At 59.9% G+C, this 17521-nt stretch carries 17 protein-coding genes; 3 read left to right on the top strand and 14 right to left on the bottom strand.

The genetic code is table 11. The features are described 5' to 3' along the window. Nucleotides 1-69: 69 nt before the first annotated feature. From PspS49_RS25760 to leuS, 5 genes are all read right to left on the bottom strand, one after another. Entirely contained in the window at nt 70-1392 is a 1323-nt protein-coding gene (locus tag PspS49_RS25760) for a lytic murein transglycosylase (protein ID WP_127929903.1), read from the bottom strand. A gap of 60 nt (nt 1393-1452) precedes the next feature. After that, on the bottom strand, nt 1453-1617 hold the full coding sequence (arfA, locus tag PspS49_RS25755; protein WP_053124158.1) for an alternative ribosome rescue factor ArfA: 165 nt from the start codon (nt 1615-1617) through the stop codon (nt 1453-1455). Between the two features lie 183 nt (nt 1618-1800). Beyond that, complete coding sequence (gene holA, locus PspS49_RS25750) at nt 1801-2838, bottom strand: DNA polymerase III subunit delta (protein WP_127929902.1); 1038 nt, start codon at nt 2836-2838, stop codon at nt 1801-1803. Between the two features lie 39 nt (nt 2839-2877). Further along, a complete protein-coding gene (lptE, locus tag PspS49_RS25745; protein ID WP_127929901.1) occupies nt 2878-3483 on the bottom strand; it encodes an LPS assembly lipoprotein LptE in 606 nt (201 codons plus the stop codon). An 87-nt stretch (nt 3484-3570) separates the two neighbouring features. Beyond that, nucleotides 3571-6177: a leucine--tRNA ligase gene (gene leuS / locus PspS49_RS25740; protein WP_150751743.1), complete on the bottom strand. Its 2607-nt coding sequence runs from the start codon at nt 6175-6177 to the stop codon at nt 3571-3573. A gap of 255 nt (nt 6178-6432) precedes the next feature. Here leuS and PspS49_RS25735 point away from each other — a divergent pair, with 255 nt between their 5' ends. Then, nucleotides 6433-6756, top strand: a complete 324-nt coding sequence (locus PspS49_RS25735; RefSeq protein ID WP_127929899.1) for a hypothetical protein — start codon at nt 6433-6435, stop codon at nt 6754-6756. Between the two features lie 104 nt (nt 6757-6860). Next, nucleotides 6861-7622, top strand: coding sequence for a YdcF family protein (locus PspS49_RS25730; protein WP_160041946.1), 762 nt, complete (start codon nt 6861-6863; stop codon nt 7620-7622). A gap of 87 nt (nt 7623-7709) precedes the next feature. Here the strand turns inward: PspS49_RS25730 and lnt are convergent, their stop codons facing one another. The 5 genes from lnt to miaB form a co-directional block, all read right to left on the bottom strand. Next, nucleotides 7710-9233 (bottom strand): apolipoprotein N-acyltransferase, encoded by a 1524-nt coding sequence (gene lnt, locus PspS49_RS25725; RefSeq protein ID WP_160041944.1) that lies wholly within the window; start codon nt 9231-9233, stop codon nt 7710-7712. A gap of 17 nt (nt 9234-9250) precedes the next feature. After that, complete coding sequence (locus PspS49_RS25720) at nt 9251-10090, bottom strand: HlyC/CorC family transporter (protein WP_007909641.1); 840 nt, start codon at nt 10088-10090, stop codon at nt 9251-9253. A gap of 5 nt (nt 10091-10095) precedes the next feature. Beyond that, the gene (gene ybeY, locus PspS49_RS25715; RefSeq protein ID WP_007909643.1) at nt 10096-10590 is read right to left on the bottom strand and encodes an rRNA maturation RNase YbeY; all 495 of its coding nucleotides are present in this window, start codon (nt 10588-10590) and stop codon (nt 10096-10098) included. Continuing rightward, complete coding sequence (locus PspS49_RS25710; protein ID WP_034153779.1) at nt 10583-11581, bottom strand: PhoH family protein; 999 nt, start codon at nt 11579-11581, stop codon at nt 10583-10585. Before PspS49_RS25710 ends, ybeY begins: the two co-directional genes overlap by 8 nt. Nucleotides 11582-11796: 215 nt before the next feature. Continuing rightward, complete coding sequence (gene miaB, locus PspS49_RS25705; protein ID WP_095048763.1) at nt 11797-13125, bottom strand: tRNA (N6-isopentenyl adenosine(37)-C2)-methylthiotransferase MiaB; 1329 nt, start codon at nt 13123-13125, stop codon at nt 11797-11799. Between the two features lie 133 nt (nt 13126-13258). On the opposite strand from miaB, the gene PspS49_RS25700 reads away from it, so the two are divergent. Beyond that, the gene (locus PspS49_RS25700) at nt 13259-13588 is read left to right on the top strand and encodes a DUF1820 family protein (RefSeq protein ID WP_077045543.1); all 330 of its coding nucleotides are present in this window, start codon (nt 13259-13261) and stop codon (nt 13586-13588) included. Between the two features lie 123 nt (nt 13589-13711). Here the strand turns inward: PspS49_RS25700 and PspS49_RS25695 are convergent, their stop codons facing one another. From PspS49_RS25695 to PspS49_RS25680, 4 genes are all read right to left on the bottom strand, one after another. Further along, nucleotides 13712-14266 carry a tetratricopeptide repeat protein gene (locus tag PspS49_RS25695; protein ID WP_003228518.1) on the bottom strand — a complete coding sequence of 185 codons (555 nt, stop codon included), beginning with the start codon at nt 14264-14266 and terminating at the stop codon, nt 13712-13714. A 225-nt stretch (nt 14267-14491) separates the two neighbouring features. Then, a complete protein-coding gene (gene hemL / locus PspS49_RS25690) occupies nt 14492-15775 on the bottom strand; it encodes a glutamate-1-semialdehyde 2,1-aminomutase (protein WP_127929896.1) in 1284 nt (427 codons plus the stop codon). A 17-nt stretch (nt 15776-15792) separates the two neighbouring features. Continuing rightward, on the bottom strand, nt 15793-16416 hold the full coding sequence (gene thiE / locus PspS49_RS25685) for a thiamine phosphate synthase (protein ID WP_150775732.1): 624 nt from the start codon (nt 16414-16416) through the stop codon (nt 15793-15795). 18 nt (nt 16417-16434) lie between these two features. Further along, complete coding sequence (locus PspS49_RS25680) at nt 16435-17232, bottom strand: hydroxymethylpyrimidine/phosphomethylpyrimidine kinase (protein WP_007909650.1); 798 nt, start codon at nt 17230-17232, stop codon at nt 16435-16437. Between the last annotated feature and the right edge of the window lie 289 nt (nt 17233-17521).

Below are 17521 nucleotides of genomic sequence, written 5' to 3'. Positions count from 1 at the left end.
ATTTGGCGTGCATTTCAATGTGGGAGCGAGCCTGCTCGCGAAAGCGATATCAGCCATACGGTATTCGTTCTATTGACTACGCAGGCTTTCCAGCAATTTGTGCGTCGGATACCCGTCCGCCGGCCAGCCAAATGACTGCTGGGCACTGCGAATCGCTTTACGCGTATTGGCGCCGATAATCCCGTCCGCGGTGCCGGCATCGTAATTGCGCGCGCTCAACAGGGTCTGCAATTCCATACGCTCGGTACGGCTCAGTGGCAGATCGTCTTTCGGCCAAGTGCCGTTGATCAGGCCGCCGCCGTTGAAACGCTCGGACAGCAGGCTCACCGCCAATGCATACGACGACGAGTTGTTGTACTTGAGGATCGCGCGGAAATTATCGAGGATCAGAAACGCCGGCCCACGATAACCAGCCGGCAGCAGCAGGGCGGCTGACAATTGTTCCGAACCGGCAGGCACCTGAGCGCCATTTGGCAGGATCACACCTAATTGACGCCATTCGGCGACGCTCTTGCGAATCGCGCCATCAGCCAGGGTGTAGTTGAAGCTGCTCGGCAGCTGTACTTCAAAACCCCACGGCTGGCCACGCTGCCAGCCTGAGCTTTGCAGGTAGTGCGCGGTCGAGGCCAGTGCGTCAGCAGGGCTGCCCCAGATATCGCGGCGGCCATCGCCGTCAAAGTCCACAGCATGGGTGTTGTAGGTGGTCGGAATGAACTGGGTCTGCCCCATGGCGCCGGCCCACGAGCCGAGCATCTTGTCCGGCGTGATATCACCTTGTTGCAGGATCTGCAGCGCGGCGATCAGCTGTGCATGGGCAAAGCCCGGGCGACGGCCTTCGTAGGCGAGGGTGGCCAGCGAGTTGATCACCGACTTGCTGCCCTGAAACTGACCGAAATTACTTTCCATGCCCCACACCGACACCAGCGCCTGACGGTCAACGCCATAACGCTGCTCGATGCTTTGCAGAATATCGGCGTACTGGCTGATCAGTGCCTGACCTTTGCGTACCCGCAGCGGCGAGAGGGCGCCATCGAGGTATTCCCATACCGGCCGGGAGAACTCCGGTTGACTGCGGTCAGCGCGAATCACGCTGGCGTCGAAGCTGACATTGGTGAATGCGCGATCGAACAGATCGGCGCGAATCCCGGCGGCCAGGGCATCCTTGCGGAAACCGGCCTGCCATTCAGCGAAGGTTTGAGTCGGTTGCAGATCGAGAGGGTCGGCGGACGGCACTACCGGCGGGATGATCGCTGGGGCCGTGGCGACAGGCGCGGCTTGAAGGGGTTGTGCATCGGCGGCGGTCGGTTTTTCCGCGCAGGCGACAAGCAGAATGAAGCTGGAGGCAGCGATCAGTTGGCGAACAGGCCAACGACGGGAAAGACTTAGGGGCATGCACAGTTCCAGGAAAACGAATCAGGTGCAGACCTTAACATGACCGGGGGGTACTGCGCTTTAAGCGGCCAGAAAGTAAGAAGCCTCCCAGCTGTCAGACTGGAAGGCTTCGCGGCGGTAGCTGCCTTTACCCTTGGTTGGTCGTTCCTGACGACTGCGGAACAGGGGCTGGGCGACGATGGATTTGGCCTTGTTGGGGCCATGCTTTGCTGGCTTTTTGCTCATTAGGGTTCTCTCGAGTGAGTGGGTTTTGCGCGGGAAATAATCTGCCGATGTCGGGCGTCTGTCCAGTGCCTGTTGTGTAGGAATGTTCTGACGCTTTCGCGAGCAGGCTCGCTCCCACATTTGGAATGCATTTCAATGTGGGAGTGAGCCTGCTCGCGAATGGCCGTTATGCGGTAGAACAGGTTATTCGGCGGGGAGTGTCAGACGCTGGCCGGACATCAACAATGCCAAGCGGCTCAGGCTCATCCACGGCGAACCGGCCGCCTGACCTTTGATTTGCGCATCGATACGCTGCGCTTCGAGCAACAGCTGCCCCCAGCGTTGCGCCGAGTAGCGCTGCAGGGCTTTACTCATCAACGGTTTGCGCTTGTCCCAGACCGGTGGTTTCGCCTGGCTGAAACACTTGTCCAGCGGCGTGCCCTGGCTGTATTGCAACGAAATATTAGCCAGCAGGCGCAACTCCCGCGCCAGCGCCCAGAGAATCACCGGCGGTTCGACACCTTCGCCGCGCAGCCCTTCAAGCATGCGCAAGGCGTGGGCCGGCTCGCCATTGAGCACGGCATCGGTGAGGCCGAACACGTCGAACCGCGCACTGTCTGCCACAGCGGCCTGCACGGTTTCGACGGTGATCTGGCCACCTTCGGCCATCAACTTGAGCTTTTCGATTTCCTGCGCGGCGGCGAGCAAATTGCCCTCGACGCGTGCAGCAATCAACTCGACCGCGTCCTGGCTGGCCGACAAACCGGCCTGCGACAGGCGCTGACGAATCCAGCTCGGCAATTGATTGGCGTCCACCGGCCAGATCTGGATGAACTGGGTTTGCTGGCCTTCAACCAGCGCCTTGCCCCACTTGGTTTTCTGCGCACTGCCATCGAGCTTGGGCAGGCTGACCAGAAGCACTGTGTCTTCAGCGGGGCGCGAGCAGTATTCGATAAGTGCCGCGGCACCTTTGTCACCGGGCTTACCCGAAGGCAGGCGCAGTTCCAGCAGGCGTTTTTCCGAGAACAACGACATGCTGGCGCCGGCCTGCAACAGCGTGCCCCAATCGAAATTGGCGTCGGCGGCAAAGACCTGGCGTTCGTCAAAACCTTGCTGGCGCGCAGCACTGCGGATGGCGTCGGCGGCTTCCTGGCACAGCAGCGGGTCATCGCCACTGATGATGTAGACCGGGCCGAGAGCGCCTTGCAGGTGTTTGCCGAGTTGGGCGGGAGCGAGCTTCATAATAAATGTCGAACGGGGCGCCTGAGCGCCCCGAACGTCTTACTGCTGCGGTATTTCGAGCGGCGACTGACGCGGGGTTTCCGCTTCAGCCTTTTGCGCCGCTTGCAGCGCATCGGCTTCTGCCTTGGCGCGGTCATTGGCGGCTTGCTGCAGTTGTTGCAGCTGGCCCGGCGTCAGTTGCTGCAGACGCAGCATCATGCGCTGAACCAGTTCGCGAGTGGTTTCGCGACGGGCGTCGTTGGCTTCCTGATCGGAGCCCACGAGGTTGTTACCGTCGTGGATAAACACTTTCTGAACTTCAAGTTTGTCGCTGAGCAGCTGCAGGTTCTTTTCGCCACTGATCTCATATTTCAGAACAGTGTTGACCTGATACTCGCCCGTACGACCGGCACCGGCGTAGCTGAGGATGCGCTGGCTCTCCTGCTGGTCAGCCAGGTACAGCTTGTACGGAGCACCGCTGTAAACCTTGACGCCGCTCGACTCCAGTACCTGACGCAGTTGCGTGACCGTCTCGCCATAGGCGTTACGGGCGCTCAGGTCGAGTTCCTTGATCGACAGTTCGTTGGTGCCGGTACCGCGCAGCTGGAAACCGCAGGCGCTCAACAGAACGGCGAGGCCCATCACCAGCAGATTGCGTTTGATCATTGTGTTGCTCCCCTTGAAACCACGTGGGCCGACTGTACGGCCCGAAAGGTTTTACTTGGCGTCAGGCGAACCTGACGCCCGATCCAATTAGCTGGCGACGATATTGACCAGTTTCCCGGGCACTACGATCACTTTACGAATAGTCAGACCATCGACGAAACGCAATACGTTTTCGTTGGCGCGGGCTGCCGCTTCCACTTCTTCACGCGTCGCACTGGCAGGCATGTCGATCTGGCCGCGCAGCTTGCCGTTGACCTGGATCACCAGGGTCAGGCTGTCCTGCACCAGAGCGCTTTCGTCGACAGCCGGCCAGCCAGCGTCGATGACGGCGTCAGCGTGACCCAGCTTGTTCCACAGTTCGTGGCTGATGTGCGGCGTGATTGGCGCCAGCAACAGCGTCACGGCTTCCAGACCTTCGTGAATCAGCGCGCGATCCTGCTCGGTAGCTTGTGCGGCTTTTTCCAGCACGTTCATCAGCGTCATCACCTGAGCGATGGCGGTGTTGAATTTGTGGTTCTGGCCGACGTCGTGGCTGGCTTGCTTGATGGCCACGTGGATCGAACGGCGAACGGCTTTCTGCTCGTCGTTCAGGCCGGCGATGTCCAGTTTGCCCGGCAGGCCCTGAGTGACGTGGGCCTGCGCCAGACGCCAGACGCGCTTGAGGAAGCGGTGCGAGCCTTCAACGCCGGAGTCGGACCACTCAGCGCTCATGTCAGGTGGTGAGGCGAACATCATGAACAGGCGGCAGGTGTCAGCGCCGAACTGATCGATCATCGACTGAGGGTCGACGCCGTTGTTCTTCGACTTGGCCATCTTCTCGGTGCCACCGATTTCCACCGGCAGGCCGTCGGATTTCAGCTTGGCGCTGATGACCTTGGCTTTGCTGTCGCGCTCGAGTTCCACGTCCGCCGGGTTGAACCAGGTGTAGGCACCGTTGGCTTCGCGACGATAGTAGGTTTCAGCGATCACCATGCCTTGGGTCAGCAGGTTCTTGAACGGCTCGTTGGAGCTGACCAGACCTTCGTCACGCATCAGTTTGTGGAAGAAGCGCGCGTAGAGCAGGTGCAGAATCGCGTGTTCGATACCGCCGATGTACTGATCCACCGGCAACCAGTGGTCGGCTGCGGATTTTTCTACCAGGCCACCTTCAAAGTGCGGCGAGGCGTAACGGGCGTAGTACCACGACGACTCGACGAAGGTGTCCATGGTGTCGGTTTCACGCTTGGCAGGCTGGCCGCATTTCGGGCAGCTGCACTCGTAGAACTCAGGCATGCGTGCCAGCGGCGAACCGGCGCCGTCCGGCACCACGTCTTCCGGCAGGACGACAGGCAGTTGATCTTCCGGTACGGGCACGTCACCGCACGCATCGCAGTGGATGATCGGGATCGGGCAGCCCCAGTAGCGCTGGCGGCTGATGCCCCAGTCGCGCAGGCGGAACTGAGTACGCGAGGCGCCCAGTTCTTTCTTGATCAGGGCGACTTCCATGGCGTCGAACGCGCCAGCGAAGTCGAGACCGTCGAACTCACCGGAGTTGATCAGCGTGCCATGCTCGCCGTAGGCGTCTTGCCACGGGGCCGGGTTGCTGTCGCCAGAGCTGGTACGCACGACCGATTTCACCGGCAGGTTGTACTTGTGAGCGAATTCGAAATCGCGCTCGTCGTGCGCCGGTACTGCCATTACAGCGCCGTCGCCGTAATGCATCAGTACGTAGTTGGCGACCCACACCGGGAGTTTCTCACCGGTCAGCGGGTGCTCGACGAACAGGCCGGTTGGCAGGCCTTTTTTCTCTTGAGTGGCGACGTCGGCTTCGGCAACGCTGCCGCCCTTGCATTCAGCGATGAACGCTTGCAGCTCGGTGTTGTTTTTTGCCGCCAGTGTGGCCAGTGGGTGCTCGGCAGCCACGGCGACATAGGTCGCGCCCATCAGGGTGTCCGGACGGGTAGTGAAGACTTTGAGCGTGCCGGCTTCGCCGATCGAGTCGACGTTGTACGGGAACTGTACTTCCATGCCGCGGGATTTGCCGATCCAGTTGCGCTGCATGGTCTTGACCTGTTCAGGCCAGCCCGTCAGCTCGTCGAGGCTCTCCAGCAACTCATCCGCGTAGGCGGTGATCTTGAAGTAGTACATCGGGATTTCGCGCTTTTCGATCAGCGCGCCGGAACGCCAGCCGCGACCGTCGATCACCTGCTCGTTAGCGAGAACGGTCTGGTCGATCGGGTCCCAGTTCACGGTGCCGTTTTTACGGTAGATCACGCCTTTTTCGAACAGGCGAGTGAACAGCCATTGTTCCCAGCGGTAGTAATCCGGCTTGCAGGTGGTGACTTCGCGCGACCAGTCGACCGCCAGACCCAGGCTGCGCAGCTGGGTTTTCATGTAGGCGATGTTTTCGTAGGTCCACTTGGCAGGGGCGACATTGTTCTTCATCGCGGCGTTTTCCGCCGGCATGCCGAAAGCGTCCCAACCCATCGGTTGCAGAACGTTCTTGCCGAGCATGCGCTGGTAGCGGGAGATCACGTCGCCGATGGTGTAGTTGCGCACGTGCCCCATGTGTAGCTTGCCGCTGGGGTAAGGGAACATCGACAGGCAGTAGTAGGTTTCCTTGCCTGGCTGTTCACTGACTTCAAAGGACTTTTGCTCGTCCCAGAACGACTGGGCGGCGGCTTCGATTTCACGGGGCTGATATTGTTCGTGCATGGCTACTTTTGTACTGGATAGGGGTGGCCTAATCCTCTTCAACGCAGGTTCCGGGGTTGGCCCGGACGAGCTGGAAGTGGAATTACAGGAAGCGCCGTAGCATACATGACCGCGCTTGGCCTAGGGAAACCCTGATTACAGCTGTTTTCCCCGGGCAATCCGTGGCGAGGGCCGTTGGTCGCGGCGTGCAGCCGGTTTGTGCAGCGAAGCTAAGCTCTAACTGGGGAGTGAGTCTTATCTTCAATGAGGTGAGGGATGGTGGAGCAACGGCAGAAAAAAGTGACTAAACCCGAGTTGTACGAAAGGTTGATCGACCGTCTGGGTATGGCCCTGGACGCTGTAAAAACCGCTGACCGGCTGCGCGACGAGCGCCCCCTGGAACTGGAATTGCGTGGCTTGAGCCCCGCTGAGTTCAAACTGGTCAAGGCCTATCTGGATCGCAGTGAACGTGAATCGCACGGATGCTTGTCACAGGCAGTGAAGCAGCTCGATGCAGCACATTCGGCCAAGGTCATCTGGCTCAAGGACAAGGCACCCGGCAGAGACACCGTCAAGGTTCGCTCTTTGCAGGCCAAGTAAGCGCATGGCAGGTCAAGAACCGGATCTTTTTCAACAGGATCCCACCTATTGGTTGTAACGCTTTATTAACACTCTTAGGCTTCGGGCATCTCTGGAGATGCTCGATGCCTTTTCGTTATTTGATCAAACAACTTTTATTGCCGCCCGGCATTCTCTTGCTGCTATTGCTGGCTGCGTGGTGGCTGCGCCGCTCTCGGCCGCGCCTGGCTGGTGTGTGCTTTGCGCTTGGCTTTGGCGGATTGTGGCTGATGAGCTTGCCAGTGGTCGTGCAGTGGGGCGCAAAAGCGCTGGAGCGTGAGTCACCGTTGGCCCGTGAAGAATGGGCGACGCTGGCGCAACGGGCCGATGCGATCGTGGTGCTGGGTTCCGGACGCGAGCGCGGCGATCTGGCCTGGGGCGAGGATCAGCCGACCGGCGTGGGTCTTGAACGTCAGCGTTACGCGGCGCGGCTGGCTAAAGCGTCCGGCCTGCCGATTCTGACCACGGGTGGCTTGCATTACGGTACACCGCCGACCGAGGCGAAACTGATGGCGGATTCATTGCGCGACGATTTTGGCGTGATGGTGCGTTGGCAGGAAGGTGAGAGTCGTACGACGTGGGAAAACGCCAAGTTCAGCGCTGACATTTTATTGCCGCAGGGGATCAAGCGCGTGGTTGTGGTGACGCAGGCTTGGCACATGCCGCGATCAGTCTGGAGTTTTGAACAGGCAGGATTTGAAGTGGTGCCGGCGCCGGTGGGCTTTTTGGGCACTGATAACGCAAGACCCTTTGGTGGCTGGCTGCCGGAGTTCAAATCGATCTGGCAGAGCGGGCAGTTGCTCAATGAAGCGGTGGGGCAGGTGGGGTATTCGTTGTTCTACCGCTGAAGATCAAAAGATCGCAGCCTGCGGCAGTTCCTACATTGGGATTTGCGTTTTCCCTGTAGGAGCTGCCGCAGGCTGCGATCTTTTGCTTTAGAGGGTTTTCGACATCCGGCTCGCCATCAGTGCCCAGCCAAACAGCAGCACGCACACGATGATCAACGGCCACGAGCGCCATTGCAGATACGGCGTCAGGTTGTGCATCGGCACCACTTCGCCGTACAGAATGCCCTGTTCAAACTGCGGAATCTGCTCGGTGATCTGCCCGAACGGGTTGATCAGCCCGGTCACGCCGTTGTTGGTTGCGCGGATCATCCAGCGTCCCGCTTCAAGTGCCCGCATCTGCGCCATCTGCAAATGTTGCAGCGGGCCAATCGAGGTGCCGAACCACGTGTCATTGCTGATTGTCAGCAGCAGATCACTGCGCGCCGACAGGCTGGCGGCAAATTCCGGATAGACCACTTCGTAGCAGATGAACGGCGCAATCTGATAACCCTTGGCTTGCAGCAGTGCCTGATCGGCGGGGCCGCGGGCAAAGTCCGACATCGGTAGATCGAAGAAGGCGATCAGCCCGCGCAGCACATCCTGCAGCGGCACGTATTCGCCGAATGGCACCAGTTTTTGCTTCAGGTAAGTGCCATCGCCTTCGCCTACTACGGTGATGCCATTGAAGAAGCGTCTTTCGCCGTGCACCGTCTGGCGGATCGGCACACCCGTTATCAGCGCCGATTTACGTTCGGCGGCGAAGGTGCCCATCATGCTCAGGTAACCTTCGGCGGACTCCTTGAGTACCGGCACGGCGGTTTCCGGCCAGATCAGCAGATCGACCGGTTTCGAGCGGAAACTCAGATCGCGGTAAAGCGCCAACTGCGCGTTGAGCTCGGCCGGATCCCATTTCATGCTCTGTGCGACGTTGCCCTGAATAGCTGCGACGCTCAATGGTGCGCCGGACGGGCTGGTCCAGGCGTGGCCCTTGAGCGCAATGCCGGCCACCCATGGCCCAGCCAACAACACCAGGCCGGCAACGACAAAGGCCTTGCGGCCGCTTTGCAGCAGGCGCCGCGCGTTGTAGATCAGCGCGGCGGTTAATGCCAGCACGAACGACACCAGCCACATGCCCCCCACCGGTGCGAGCCCGGCCAATGGCCCATCCAGCTGACTGTAACCGGAGTACAACCAAGGGAAACCGGTCAGGAACCAGCCACGAAAGGCTTCCTGTCCGACCCACAACGCAGCAAACGCCAAAGCATCCGCCACGGGCGCTTCGTTACGGCGCAACCAGCGCGCCCAAATCCAGGCGGGCAGGGCGAAGAACCAGGCAATCGCTGCGGTAAACAGCAGCATCAGGAAACCGGCCAGCAGCACCGAAGCGCCGCCGAAGTGGTGAATGCTGTAGTAAATCCAGCTGGTGCCGGCGCCGAACAGGCCGAAACCAAAACACCAGCCACGGCCCAGCGCCTGACGCGGGCTCAGCTCGCGCAGGCCCGCATAGAACAAGCCGACCGCGAGCAAAGCCAGCGGCCAGATGTTGAAAGGTGCCAGAGCGAGGGTGGTGATAGCACCGGCCGCCACGGCCAGCAGGTTACCGGGCCAGCCGGGGCGGGTTGTCCAGCGCATTTCAGTCCTTAGATTTCTTACCGGGCGATAGGGGTCAGTCGCAGCAAATGAATCCGACGGCTGTCGGCGTTCAGAATGCGGAAACGATAGGCGCCGATTTCAGTGATTTCGTTGCGTTTTGGCAAGTGCCCGAACGCGCTCATCACCAGACCGCCGACGGTGTCGAACTCGTCGTCGGAGAACTCGCTGTCGAAAAACTCGTTGAAGTTCTCGATCGGCGTCAGGGCCTTGATCAGGAAGTCGCCACTGGGCAGCGGCTTGATGTAGCTGTCTTCCTCGACGTCGTGCTCGTCTTCGATGTCGCCGACGATCTGCTCCAGTACGTCTTCAATCGTTACCAGACCGGCCACACCGCCGTATTCGTCGATGACGATGGCCATGTGGTTGTGGTTGGCGCGAAATTCACGGAGCAATACGTTCAGACGCTTGGACTCCGGCACGAACGTGGCCGGGCGCAGCAGATCCTTGATGTTGAAGCTGTCGCCGTTCTCCTTGAGGATCAGCGGCAACAGATCCTTGGCCAGCAGCACGCCCATCACGTCGTCATGGCTTTCGCCGATCACCGGATAGCGCGAGTGGGCCGAGTCGACCACGGCGGGGAGGAATTCACGCGGTGTCTGGGTCGCCTTGATGCTGATCATCTGCGAACGCGGCACCATGATGTCGCGAACTTGCAGGTCAGCCACCTGAATGGCGCCTTCGACGATGGCCAGCGCTTCGCTGTCCAGCAGTTTGTTCTGATGTGCATCACGCAGCAGCTCGAGGAGCTCCTGACGGTTCTTCGGCTCGTGGGCAAAAGCCTGGGTCAGTTTACCCAGCCATGACTTCTGCCCGTTGCTCGATCGATCTTCGCTCATAGCGATTACTCTGAATCCTTTGTTGTAACGATAGGGGATGTTTCGGGTTCGTCGTCCGCGTACGGATCGGGATAGCCCAGTTCAGCAAGCAACTCGCGTTCCAGTGCTTCCATTTCTTCGGCTTCTTCGTCATCTATATGGTCGTAACCGAGCAGATGCAAGCAGCCGTGAATGACCAGATGTGCCCAGTGGGCCTTTAGTTCCTTGCCTTGTTCAGCGGCTTCTCGTTCGACCACGGCCACGCAGATCACCAGATCGCCAAGCAACGGGATGTCGAGAAACTCGTCAGGCACTTCAGCCGGGAAGGACAGGACGTTGGTTGCGTAATCCTTGTGGCGCCAGGTGTGGTTGAGCTCGCGGCCCTCTTCCTCGTCGACCAGACGAATGGTCATTTCCGAGTCGGCGGTGCGCTGGCGCAGGGCCAGTTCGCACCACAGGCGGAAGTCGGCTTCACTCGGCGCGCTCGCTTCAGTCGCGATTTGCAGGTCTAGCTCAAGCATTTCGCGAGGTGTCCTTGGGCGCTTCGTCACGGTTTTCGAAGCGCTCGTAGGCTTCGACGATCCGCTGTACCAAAGGATGGCGCACGACGTCTTTGGGCTGGAAGTGCGTGAAGCTGATGCCCGGCACGTCTTTGAGCACTTCGATCACATGGTGCAGACCCGACTTGGTGCCTTTCGGCAGGTCGACCTGGGTGATGTCACCGGTAATGACCGCTGTAGAGCCGAAGCCAATTCGGGTGAGGAACATCTTCATCTGTTCGACGGTGGTGTTCTGGCTTTCGTCGAGGATGATGAAGCTGTTGTTCAGCGTCCGACCGCGCATGTAGGCCAGCGGCGCAACTTCGATCACCTGACGTTCGATCAGCTTGGCGACGTATTCGAAGCCGAGCATTTCGTAGAGCGCGTCGTAGAGCGGGCGCAGGTATGGGTCAATTTTCTGCGACAGGTCGCCGGGCAGGAAGCCGAGTTTCTCGCCAGCCTCAACCGCCGGGCGTACCAGCAGGATGCGACGGATCTGCTCGCGCTCCAGTGCATCGACAGCGCAAGCGACAGCCAGATAGGTCTTGCCGGTACCGGCCGGGCCAATGCCGAAGTTGATGTCGTTGCCGAGAATTTCCTTCACGTAGCGCAACTGATTCAAGCCACGAGGGCGAATCATGCCTTTCTTGGTGCGCAGGGCAACGGAGGCTTCGGCGGGGGCGTGATTGTCCAGCTCGACGACGGACGATTCCTGCAGGAACAGGTGAACCGTATCTGGCGACAGCTCTGAACCTTTGGTTTCCCGGTACAGGCGGCGAATCAGATTTTCCGCAGACGTGGTGAGTTTGGGGTCGCCGATCAGCTCGAACTGGTTTCCGCGGTTGCGGATCTCGATGGTCAGGCGCTGTTCGATCAAGCGTAAATGCTCGTCGAATTGCCCGCACAGATTGGCGAAGCGGCGAGCCTCAAAGGGCTCAAGAATAAAACGATGTGGTTCTATGGGTGCGTTCAAGGTCGTATTTAGCCGCCCTGGGGCAATTAAGATGAAATCAAGGATAACGCCAGAGGCTTGGGTGCGAAAGCTCTTATATGAGGTCGCCCGATTCATGCCTCTGACGCTGTACCTGTGGGAGCGAGCCTGCTCGCGAAGGCGGCGACACATTCAACATTGATGTGTCTGACAGACCGCTTTCGCGAGCAGGCTCGCTCCCACAGGGAAATGCAGTGTTATTGGATCAGCGAGCCACGCAGCGAGTGCGGTTGTGCGGCATCGATGTGCACATCAGCAAACTGGCCGATCAGGGTCGGATTGTCGCAGCGGAAGTTGACGATACGATTATTCTCGGTACGCCCCTGCAACTCGCCCGGGTCTTTCTTCGAATAATCGGTCACCAGAATGCGCTGGATCGAGCCGACCATTTGTCGGCTGATCTCGAAGCCCTGCTGGTTCAAGCGATGTTGCAGCGCGTTCAGGCGCTCCTTCTTCAACTCTTCCGGGGTCTCGTCGGCCAGATCGGCAGCCGGGGTGCCCGGGCGCTGGCTATAAACGAAGGAATAAGAGAAGTCGAAACCGACGTCGGCAATCAGCTTCATGGTCTGTTCGAAGTCTTTCTCGGTCTCGCCGGGGAAACCGACGATGAAGTCCGAGCTGATGCAAATGCCCGGCACGGCAGCGCGCAATTTGCGCAGCTTGGATTTGTACTCCAGCGCCGTGTGGTTGCGCTTCATTGCCGCTAGAATCCGGTCGGAACCCGATTGCACCGGCAAGTGCAGGTGCTTGACCAGTTCCGGCACATCGGCGTGGGCCTGAATCAGGCTGTCGGAGAACTCCAGAGGGTGCGACGTGGTGTAGCGAATGCGGTCGATGCCGTCGATGGCGGCGACAACGCGGATCAGTTCGGCGAGATCAGCCAGACGACCGTCATGGGTCGTACCGCGATAGCCGTTGACGTTCTGCCCCAGCAGCGTCACTTCACGCACGCCGTTTTCGGCGAGGTGAATGACTTCGGCGACCACGTCATCGAACGGTCGGCTGACTTCTTCGCCACGGGTGTAAGGCACCACGCAGAACGTGCAGTACTTGCTGCAGCCTTCCATCACCGACACATAGGCGCTCGGGCCATCGATACGCGGCTCGGGCAAGTGGTCGAATTTTTCGATTTCCGGGAACGAAACGTCGACTTGCGGCAGTTTGGTGATACGCGCGGCGTCGATCATTTCCGGCAGGCGGTGCAGGGTCTGCGGGCCGAAGACCACGTCGACGTACGGCGCGCGATCGCGAATCGCCGCGCCTTCCTGGCTGGCTACGCAACCGCCGACAGCGATCACCATTTCCGGGTTGGCCAGTTTCAGTTCGCGCCAGCGGCCCAGCTGCGAGTACACGCGATCTTGCGCGCGCTCGCGGATCGAGCAGGTGTTGAGCAGAATCACGTCGGCGTCTTCCGCACGCGCGGTGACTTCCAGGGCCTGATGTTCGCCCAGCAGATCGACCATGCGCGAGCTGTCGTACTCGTTCATCTGGCAACCGTGGGTTTCGATGTAAAGCTTCTTGGCCATGGAGTAGGGTCGTCACGTGATTCAAAGAACCCGGCATTATAGGGAACAAGCCCTCAGGTTCCTACCGCTGCGCGTCCGGTGGCTATGCTATAGTTTGCGCCCTCATTTTTATCCCCGATGTTATCCCCCCGCCATGACCAAACGCGAAGCTCCAATCTATAAGGTGATTTTCCTCAACCAGGGCCAGGTGTTCGAAATGTACGCCAAGCAGATCTATCAAAGTGATCTGTGGGGTTTTCTGGAAGTGGAAGAGTTCGTCTTTGGCGAGCGCACGCAAGTGGTCGTCGATCCGAGCGAAGAAAAGCTCAAGGCGCAGTTCGAAGGCGTGGTGCGCAGCTTTGTGCCGATGCACTCGATTGTGCGCATCGACGAAGTGGAGCGTCTGGGCACCCCGAAAATCAGCGAAGCCCGTGGCGCGGTCGGCAATGTAATGCCGTTCCCGGTGCCGATGCCTGAGAAGTAAGCCTTAAAACCGAGTCGCCTCATTCGCGAGCAGGCTCGCTCCCACAGGGGATCTTCTGAGCACTGGAGATCTATTGTGGGAGCGAGCTTGCTCGCGAAGGGGCCGGAAAGGTCGGCGCAAAAATCAGGGGAGAGGCGAGAAAGGCGTACGCCCATCGGCGCTCTGCAGTTCCATCAGGTATTTACGGAAAATTTGCCCGAGCACCTGCGTGGCGGTTTCGAGGTCTTCGCGGGACATTTTTTCGGAGACTTCGTCGGCCGTGTCCAGCGCGTCTTCAGCGCCGTTGACCGCGGCCATCTTCAGCACGATGTACGCCTGAATATTGTTGGCTTGCACGCCTTCACCGTGGAAGAACATGGTGCCAAGTTTGAATTGCGCCTGAGCGTGGCCTTGCAGCGAGGCTTTTTCGAAGTAGCTCAGGGCTTGATTGAGGTCGCGCGGCGCATTCTTGCCGTCGTAGTAGAACTCACCCAACTCGTATTGCGCTTGCGCATCCCCTTCATCCGCCGCTTTCTGGCAGGCGGCCAGTGCCTGCGTGACGTCTTGCGGCTGAGTATTGAGGGTGCAACGACCCATCGCCGGGATCAACAACGAGTTGCCGCCTGCTTGTGCATGCGCGAGCAGGGGCTGAAGGAGCAACAGGCAGCCCAAGGCAAGGGTGCGGCCGGTGCGGTTCATGGGAATCGACTTACCTCTGAAGGGCACGCGGACCCATCGAGGGATCCAATAAGCGCGCATTATGAAATAAGCAGGGCCAACCTTACAAAGTCTTTACTCGTTTTTCTGCTGCGTGGGGAATATATCGCCCACTTTAGGGGAGATTTTTAGCAGGGGCATCGGAAAAACAGCGCGGATGTAGGTGAATGCTGACGCTGGCGATAGCCAACGTCAGCGGTACGACAATTATTTCAGTGCAGCGAAGGCACGCTCGGCAGCGTCCAGCGTCAGTTGCAACTCGGCTTCACCATGGGCGATCGAGGTGAAACCGGCTTCGAAAGCGCTCGGGGCCAGGTAAACACCACCTTCCAGCATCAGATGGAAGAAGCGCCCGAACAGTGCTGCGTCGCTGGCCATCACGTCTTCAAAGGTGACGATATCGTCGGCACCGCTGAAGTACAGACCGAACATGCCGCCGGCCTGGGTGGTCACGAACGGAATGCCAGCAGCATCGGCGCGTTGTTGCAGACCGTCGAGCAGACGCGTGGTGTAGTCGGTCAGCTCAGCGTGGAAGCCTGGACGGCTGATCAGACGCAGGGTGGTCAAACCAGCGGCCATGGCCAGTGGGTTACCCGATAGCGTACCGGCCTGATACACCGGGCCCAGTGGTGCGATGCGCTCCATGATTTCGCGCTTGCCGCCAAAGCAGCCGACCGGCATGCCGCCACCGATGATCTTGCCGAAGGTGGTCAGGTCAGGATTGACCCCGTAGTACGCCTGAGCACCGCCGAGAGCGACGCGGAAACCGGTCATCACTTCGTCGAAAATCAGCACCACGCCATGTTTGTCGCACAGCGAACGCAGGCCTTCGAGGAAGCCCGGTGCCGGTGGTACGCAGTTCATGTTGCCGGCGACCGGCTCAACGATGATGCACGCCACTTCCTCGCCGACTTCAGCGAGCATCTTTTCCACCGCGTCGATGTCGTTGAACGGCAGGGTCAGGGTGTGTTTGGCGAATGCCGCCGGCACACCGGCCGAGCTTGGAACGCCTTGGGTCAGTGCACCAGAACCAGCCTTGACCAGCAGGCTGTCGGAGTGACCGTGATAGCAGCCTTCGAACTTGATGATGCTGTCGCGGCCGGTGTAACCACGGGCCAGACGGATCGCGCTCATGGTCGCTTCGGTGCCGGAGCTGACCATGCGCACCATGTCCATCGATGGCACCAGCGAGCAGACCAGATCGGCCATTTCGGTTTCCATCGCGGTCGGCGCGCCGTACGACAAGCCGTGTTGCAGCTGATTGCGCACGGCGTCCAGTACGTCCGGGTGGCTGTGGCCGAGGATCATCGGGCCCCACGAACCAACGTAATCGACATAACGCTTGTCGTCCTCGTCGGTAACGTAAGCACCTTCAGCGTGCTTGAAGAACAACGGTGTGCCGCCAACGCTCTTGAATGCACGGACTGGCGAGTTTACGCCACCGGGAATGTGTTTCTGAGCATTGGCAAACAGGGTTTCGGAACGAGACATGATCGGGCTCTCAATCTTCAGGATTTGAACAATTCGTTGAACGCGCGGGCGCGGCGTGTCACTTCGGCGGTGCTCTCGGCACCGAACAAACCGTGAACCACGGCAAGCAGGTCGACCCCGTGGGTTACGAGCGGCGCGGCGTTGTCGAGGTTGATGCCGCCAATCGCGCAGATCGGCAGGTGCAGCGTGCGCTTGGCGTCGTCGAGCAGTTCGAGGCTGCAGGTCGGCGCGCCGGGTTTGGTGTTGGAGTTGAAGAAGCGGCCGAAGGCGACGTAACTCGCGCCTTCTTTGGCGGCTTGTTCGGCCAGTGCGATTTGCGCGTGGCAGGTCGAACCGATGATCGCTTTTGAACCGAGCAGGGCGCGGGTCGGTGACAGTGGGCCGTCGGTCTGACCAAGGTGCACGCCGACGTTAAGCCGCGCGGCCAGTTCGGCATCATCGTTGATGATCAGCTGCGTCTTGTAGCGCTCGCACAAATCGCGCAGCGCTTCGGCCTCGCGCAAACGGCGGGCCTCGTCGCTGCTCTTGTCGCGGTATTGCAGCAGGGTGACGCCGCCTTCCAGCGCCGCCTCCACGTAAGACAGAAACTTGCCCGCCAGCAATTGGCTGTCGGTAATGGCATACAGGCCACGTAGTTTCATCGGGCAGACCTCACGACGTTACGAGCAGAAATCCAGCGGCAGGCGACGCGGGACGAACTGGCCTTTGCCCAGTTGTTCAGCGTCGCGCAGGGTGCGCCAAGTGTAATCCAGAGCACTGCGTACAGCGCTGGCCAGGTGTTCGCCTTGGGCCAGACGACCGGCGAGGGCGCTGGCCAGTGTGCAACCGGAACCGTGATAGCTGCCCGGCAGACGCTGGCAGATAAAGGTTTCACGCAGGCCGTCGCGGCTGTACACGCGGTTGTGGATTTCAGTTTCGTCGCCATGGCCGCCGGTGATCAGCAGGTTTTTGACGAACGGCAGGAGTTTTTCAGCGCACTCGTCCGCAGTGCCTTCGGGCAGCTCGGCGAGGATTCGCGCTTCAGGAAGGTTAGGGGTGGCAATGATCGACAGCGGCAGCAGACGCTCGCGCATCGCATAGCCGACCTCGTCCTTGCCCAGGCGACCGCCGCCACCGGCGCGCAGCACCGGGTCGCAGACCACTGGCAAGTGCGGGTGCGCCGAGAGCAGTTCGACAACGGTGTCGACCATTTCCAGCGAACCGAGCATGCCCAGTTTGACCGCGGCGACTTCGGAGTCGTTGAGTACGGCATTGGCTTGAGCCAACACCCACTCACGGTCGAGGACGCGGAAGTCAGTGACGTTGACGGTGTCTTGCACGGTCAGGGCGGTGACGGCCGGAGCCGCATGGCAACCCTGCGCGAGCAGGGCTTCGATATCTGCCTGCAAGCCGGCGCCACCACTTGGGTCGTGGCCGGAGAGACAGAGGACAACGGGGCGGGAGCTGTAGATATTCATGGTGCGCGAGCTTACCACCAAAGCTGATTTTCGGGTTCAGTGCCGTTATGCATGGCCGATAACCTGGCAAGAGAATCCGACCGTACTGTCACAACCTGACCGACTCAACAGCTCTAGCTCGCTGCTTTGCTCTGAAACGCCCGTTCTAGAGCCTTTGTAGGAAATATTTCGATGGTGCTCAATGGCCATCAACGGCTATGCTAGTCTGGATCCAAACCAATAACAGGTAATACCGGTTTTACGTCTACTCAAAGGGAATGGGGGGCTTCCTGACACAACCGGACGAGCC

Source organism: Pseudomonas sp. S49, assembly GCF_009866785.1.
GTDB lineage: Bacteria > Pseudomonadota > Gammaproteobacteria > Pseudomonadales > Pseudomonadaceae > Aquipseudomonas.
Note: the sequence above shows the minus strand (reverse complement) of the source record. Positions and strands in the feature narration are given on the sequence as shown.